The organism is Limosilactobacillus avium, assembly GCF_947381485.1.
GTDB lineage: Bacteria > Bacillota > Bacilli > Lactobacillales > Lactobacillaceae > Limosilactobacillus > Limosilactobacillus avium.
The window spans coordinates 70,845-77,105 of record NZ_CANCWN010000006.1 but is presented as its reverse complement, the minus strand read 5'-3'; the positions used below and the strand labels follow the sequence as shown (position 1 = coordinate 77,105).

The 6,261-nt window shown below is 49.7% G+C and carries 3 protein-coding genes; all 3 read right to left on the bottom strand.

Annotation, left to right across the window (positions count from 1 at the left end):
- Nucleotides 1-209: 209 nt before the first annotated feature.
- A complete protein-coding gene (locus QOS01_RS03580) occupies nucleotides 210-1,397 on the bottom strand; it encodes a CPBP family intramembrane glutamic endopeptidase (RefSeq protein WP_283621146.1) in 1,188 nt (395 codons plus the stop codon).
- Nucleotides 1,398-1,560: 163 nt separating this feature from the next.
- Nucleotides 1,561-3,411 (bottom strand): ribonuclease J1, encoded by a 1,851-nt coding sequence (rnjA, locus tag QOS01_RS03575; protein ID WP_283621145.1) that lies wholly within the window; start codon nucleotides 3,409-3,411, stop codon nucleotides 1,561-1,563.
- A 238-nt stretch (nucleotides 3,412-3,649) separates the two neighbouring features.
- A complete protein-coding gene (locus QOS01_RS03570; protein WP_283621144.1) occupies nucleotides 3,650-6,076 on the bottom strand; it encodes a KxYKxGKxW signal peptide domain-containing protein in 2,427 nt (808 codons plus the stop codon).
- Between the last annotated feature and the right edge of the window lie 185 nt (nucleotides 6,077-6,261).

Genomic DNA, 6,261 nt, shown 5'->3' with positions numbered 1-6,261 from the left:
CCAACGGGCTGTGGAAAATGATGTCGGATTAACCTTAATGGCATTGAACTTAACGAAATTGGGTAAAATGATCAACCAATTAAGACCCTTTTTAGTAAATAACCAAAAATGCGAACTACAATTTTTGATTAAATCAAAAATCATAGTTCGCATTTTCTTAGTTAGAAGCTAGAAAATAATAGTTAATTCCCAGCCTCTCGTTTGATTAATTAATAATGAATTTGAAAGTCGAAGTGCTGTTCATCGCCGGTTAACCGGGCAACGTGGCGGTTCATCACGTGACGCCGTTGGCCATACATCATCCAAACCGCAATAAGGATAAAGAAGGCCACTTCAATAAAGGTAGCGATCCAATCACTTAGGGTAAGCTTTCCCGACATGGTAGTGGCCCCCGATGAGGTAAAACTCGTCCAATCGAGCAGGCCATGCATCAGCATTGCCAGCCAAAGTTGACCAGTATAAACGTACACCACCGCAAAGAAAAGGCCAATGCCAGCCGCGGTAACTGCCTGAAACAGGGTGTTATCCCAGCTCTGGGCAAAGACGTTCGTCAGGTGGGCCAGGCCAAACAGGATACTGCTCGTGGCCAGGGCCAGGGGTAGACGATTTCGCCAACGCCGCCATGCATAGAAGAGTACCCCCAGGATGGCAAAGCGGAACAGGGTTTCTTCTGCCACCCCAGCCTCAACAGCGGTCAGGAAGTACCGCCAGCTGGACTTGGTGATGTCAATGTCCCCGCCAACGTTTAGGTAGGTGAAGGCCAAGTCAATTAGTACCAATCCAGCAAGAATCCACCAGTTAAAATCCCCTGACCACTGCGGCTTCAGCCCCGGCCAGGATAGCTTCCAGGCCCGCATTACCGTCGTGATCAACACAAAGTAAGCGACTGCCCCCACGGCCCCGCTGGCAAGCAGGAGGTACAGAAAATGGTTGTCAATTAAGGCATCCGGAAAGGCCGCTAGTGCGATAAAAACCACCTGAAAGGTTGAAACTGCAAAGATAAAGCGCTCAACACTCGTCTTCAGCTGCCCACCAATTACACTGGCAAACGGGGCAAACATTACTAAGTAGTATAAGATCATGAGGGAAACGACCCCCCGTGAAGGTAGTCGCAGGAGGGTAATAATTTCCCGGGTAATAACATCCCAAGCAACAACCTGAATAAGGGGTTGGGTTAAACCCTGGAGCCAACTATTCAGCCGTTTAACAATCTCTGGTAAGTTGGGTAATAACTCCACCGTCAAACCAATGGCTAAAATAATCACTGTCGGTAAGAGGTGTGTTACCACCATTTGACGGCCGAGTTCAAAGTTCCGGACCATCATCATCGCGAGGATCAGCAATGTGGCCCCAATTTGAACCCGATACCAGATTCGTAAATAATCTCTTCCGGTCATTTTGGTTTCTTCCTCTCTTAAATAACTTAAAATAATTGCTAGTATCGATAATACCAGAGTTTTTAAGCGGTTTTAAGTGGTCAACCTATAAAAATGCCAAAAATAGCTCCCGACGTCCGGTAATGATACCGACTGCCAGGAGCTATTCTCTACGCTAGACCGCCTAAGCCTTTACAGCTTCCTTCTTGTGGTGACCCTGCTTGGTATGGTGCTTTCCCTTCTCATTGTGTTGCTGGGAATGCTTTTCGTTATTTTTCTTATTGTTATTGTGGTGGCTACCGTGGTTAGGGTGACGGTAGTGGTGGTTTTCTGCCCGGTTGTTCCCGTTCAGAATCGTGATCATCGGAATGATCACCGGCCGCCGTCCGGTCCGTTCAAAGAGCAGCTTCTGCAACCGGCTAACGATTGTCCGGTTAAGGGCCCGTTGGTCAACATGCTTATGGTTCTTAAAGGTGTTGAGGATGGCCCAGAAGACTTCGTGGTTAGCAGCCTTGATCAATTCCTGAGATTCGTGCATATAAACGAATCCCCGGGAAACAATGTCCGGACCCGCAACAATCTGGTAGTCCTTTAAGTCAACAACCGCGATTGCCGTGACCACCCCTTCTTCGGAGAGCAGGCGCCGTTCACGAATCTCTGGGTTACCAACCGTGTCACCGGCGTCACGACCGTCAATGTAGACATCGCTGACACTGTCAATGTGGTCAGCCAACCGGCAGCTATCCTTGGTCAGGGCCAGGACATCACCGTTTGCCAGGATGAAGGTATTTTCCTTCGGTACCCCGGTCATTTCCGCCAGCTTGGTGTGGATCTTCTGCATCCGGTATTCACCATGGACAGGCGCGAAGAACTTCGGCTTCATCAAACGGAGCATAAACTCTTCATCAATTTGGCCACCGTGACCAGAGGTGTGGATATTGTTGACATAACCGTGGACAACGTTCGCACCGTCTTCTTCCAGCTTGTTAATCAGGGTGTTAACGCTGGTGGTGTTCCCCGGAATTGGGTTACTGGAAAAGACCACCGTGTCCCCCGGCTGGATACTGATTTGCCGGTGGGTCCCGTTAGCAATCCGGCTCAGTGCTGCCATTGGTTCACCCTGGGATCCGGTACACATAATCAGGACCTTCTCCGGTGGATAGTTGTTAATCCCGTTCTGGTCAATCAGGGAGTCCTCAGGAATGTTGAGGTAGCCGAGTTCCTGACCAGCCGCAATGGCATTTTCCATGCTCCGCCCGAAGACGGCAATCTTCCGGCCCTGGGCGATGGCCGCATCCGACGCTTCCCGCAGCCGGTAAACGTTTGAGGCAAACGAGGCGAAGATAATCCGGCCCTTGATTCGTTCAAAGATTCTCCGGATGTGGATATCAACCCACCGTTCCGACTTGGTGAACTGGGGACGTTCGGCGTTCGTACTATCAGAGGTCAACAGAAGGACCCCTTCGTCACCAAGCTTAGCCATCTGCTGAAGGTTAGGACCCGGCAAGTGGCCAACCGGGGTCAGGTCAAACTTAAAGTCCCCAGTTTGGATGATTGTTCCCTGGGGAGTGTGAACCGCAACCCCGAGGGTGTCCGGAATTGAGTGGGTCGTCCGGAAGAAGCTGACCCAAAGCTTCTTAAAATGCACTTCATCGAACTCGTTGATCTCATGAAGTTCTGCACTCCGTAAGAGGTGCTTTTCGTCCAGCTTCCCCTTAATCAGTGACATTGCAAATGGGCCGGCGTAGATTGGCACATTTACCTTTTGCAGGAAGAACGGAAGTCCCCCAATGTGGTCTTCGTGACCGTGGGTAATGAAAATTCCCTTGATCTTATCCTTGTTTTCAATCAGGTAGTCGTAGTTTTGGATAACGTAGTCGACCCCTAACAGCTCATCTTCTGGGAAAAGGACCCCACAGTCAATGATGATAATTTCGTCTTGGAACTGAACACAGTACATGTTCTTACCAATTTCGCCAAGGCCACCCATGGCGTAAAAGGCAACTTCATTATTCTTAATTTTTAATTTTGCCATAATACCTTCCTTTACTAGATTTACTTAGATTAACAAAACAACCGTCATAACGGAAAAGTAAGTAAGCTAAAAGAGCCGCTTTGTTGGTACAAGGTCGGCAATAATTATTCAGCTGTTTACTATCATTTAAAATCCGTACATAAAACTATTGTTATTTTACCACACCTAGTTATAGTAATTCAAAAAAAGCACTACCTGTTCAGGGTGAACAGGCAGTGCCTTAAGCAGTTCTATTCAATTATGCGAAGACCCGCCGAATACCAGCGATCACGTTCCGTTGACCGTTGACGATTGGCTGAACCATAACACATGGTGGCCAACTTTCAATAACCCTATTCGGGTCAATCAAGATGGCGACGTGCCAAATTGTCCGGGTGCCCGGAGCGTAGTAGAATACCAGGTCCCCACGTTGACGGTTGTTCCAGCCAACGTTCATAAAGTGGGGGTCGGCGAAGAGTTGTTGTGAGTTCCACTCGTTACCTGGGTAACCGTGGTGGGTGGAGCTAGCCGAAGTTGGGTTAATACCACCGGCGTACAGAGCCTGCATAACCAGACCAGAGCAGTCAACCCCGTAAGCCGGCATTGATGAACAACCGGCCCACCATGGCTTGCCCATGTACTGGTAGGCAGCACCAATCATGGCATCAATCCGTTGTTGCCGGGTAGCTGCTGGGTTAGTGAGGGTTGGGGAAACGTAACTATCAATCCCGTACCACAGGTCAGCAGAGTAGCCAAGGGCCTTCCAGGTGTTCAGGTCAACCCAACCAGTGGCCGGTAAACCGTGACTACGCTGGAAGTTAGCAATGGCGTAACCGTCACCATAAGTGTATTGGTTATGGATATTAGCGTCACCAAGCTTGCTCTTGATCAGGTAAGTCTTAACCCCTTCGTAGCCGGGGCCGATGTTGTGACCGACTTCGGCTGGGTTAGCTTTAATCTGGGTGTAGTTGATCTGGTACATCCAGCCAGGGTTTTGGTAAACGTTCAGAAGGCGGTTGCCAATGTAATTTTGACTGTACAAACCTTCACCGTCGGCTTGGTTACTGTACCGGCTGATGATTTGGAAGGCGTCGTGAACGTCCGCCGGGTTAATGGTAAAGCTCGTGCTGAAACGAGCCCGGTTAGACCCGAGGATATTCCCGTAGGCGTTTTGAATGTCCGGACTAGCAACGTTGGTAACTTCTTTTCTGTTGACAATTTCTTTCCCCTTTGTCCAGTCAAAAAGGAGGATGAAGTGGTGCTTGTAAGCGTTGGCGTAGTCGTCTGCGTGCCAACCAGAAACGTTAATCGTCGTGCCGTTTTGGCTGAAGTTATCCAACCAGGCCTGGTTACCGTTCAGGTTGATCTGGTTACCAAACCAGATGTCACTGCGGTCACCCTCACCGTTGTTCTTGTCATTGCTGTAACGACTAATGACAACGAAGCGGTGCCCGACCATTGCCGGCGTAACGTTGAAGGTTGCACTGAAACGACACTGGTCAGCATTGCTGATGTTGCCATAACCGTTTGCGGCCACGTCGTTACTTGCCGTGACGTTGACCTTTTGCCGACCAACTTCCCGGTTAGCGGTTTGGTCAAAGAGGATCAGGAAGTGGTTAGTGTCGAGGGTCGAACGCCCGTCGGCATGCCAACCAGAAACAACGACCCGGTTGTTAGCCCCGTCAACATAGAAGTTATCGAGGTAGCCGGCCTTGTTGTTATTCAGCCGGACAACATTATTGAACCAGTAGTCAGAATAGCCACCCTGCTTATTAACATCCTGTGGATCACTGTAACGGCTAATCAAAACTAACTCGTCATTGTTGAGCATGCTTGGGTTGATTGCAAAGCTGGCCGTAAAGCGGGCCTTGTTGGCGTTAGCAATCCGTGGGTAAACCTTGGCAACATCGTCACTAGCGACGTTCTTAACGACTTGACGGGCAATTTCATGGTTCTTGGTGCGGTCGAACAGGATCAGGTAGTGGGTACCTTCCTTGGCGCTAGCGTCGTCCGCGTGCCAGCCGGCAACCGTGATTTGGTTACCCGTGGCCTTAAACTGGTCAAGCCAGCCACTCTTGGTCTGAACCTTTGGGAACCAGAAGTCGGCACCGCCGTTTGGTTCACCATTCTTATCGTTGGTGTAACGAGAAACCAGTTGCAGGGTGTCCGTGTTGAACAGCCGACTTTCTGGGACCTTGACTGAGAAACCACCCTTAGCAGCGATTGGGGCGTTAGGGTAAACCTTTTGAACGTCCGGGCGGTCCTGCTCGTTAACCGTTGTCCGGTATAACTCGTGGTTATTACCGTCCAGGACGATTACAAAGTGGTTCATCCCCTGGTGGTACTGGTTAGTTGCGTGCCAACCAGTGAAGACAACGTTGTTTTGACCGTCACTAGCCGCACCATCAAGGCAACCATTGTTTACCGGTGTCCGGTAGTCGACATTGCTTTGGGCCGTGTTCTGCTGGTTAGTGGCGTTGGTCGTAGTGGTGTTCGTTGCCGTGGCTGCTGCCTGGTCGGTCTGAACAGTGGCCGTCGTCTGTGGTTCAGCAACCGGTGTCGTCGTATCAGCGTGACCAGTCGTTGTGGCGGCCGTCAGTGCAACACCAGTGGCGAGGACAGCAATTGCCATCGTACACCAGTTTTTACCGGCTTTGAACAGTTTGAAATGCTTTTTTTCTTCCATATATTTACTCCCCCGACATTGCGAATAATTAGGGACAAGATTAGGACAGGCCCAATCATATTTCCCGTAACGGCTTTAGTTTACTCGCTTTTCGGCCATAAAAAAAGTAGCGGGTGGGGAAAATTGCAGTTTTCCCCACCCTTTTTTCAGTTTTTAATTGTAAAAAAACCAAGGCCAGTTTCACA

Bases quoted from the DNA above. Each gene is read 5' to 3' on its own strand.
- QOS01_RS03580 (WP_283621146.1), bottom strand. From the start codon at position 1,397: ATGACCGGAAGAGATTATTTACGAATCTGGTATCGGGTTCAAATTGGG.
- rnjA (WP_283621145.1), bottom strand. From the start codon at position 3,411: ATGGCAAAATTAAAAATTAAGAATAATGAAGTTGCCTTTTACGCCATG.
- QOS01_RS03570 (WP_283621144.1), bottom strand. From the start codon at position 6,076: ATGGAAGAAAAAAAGCATTTCAAACTGTTCAAAGCCGGTAAAAACTGG.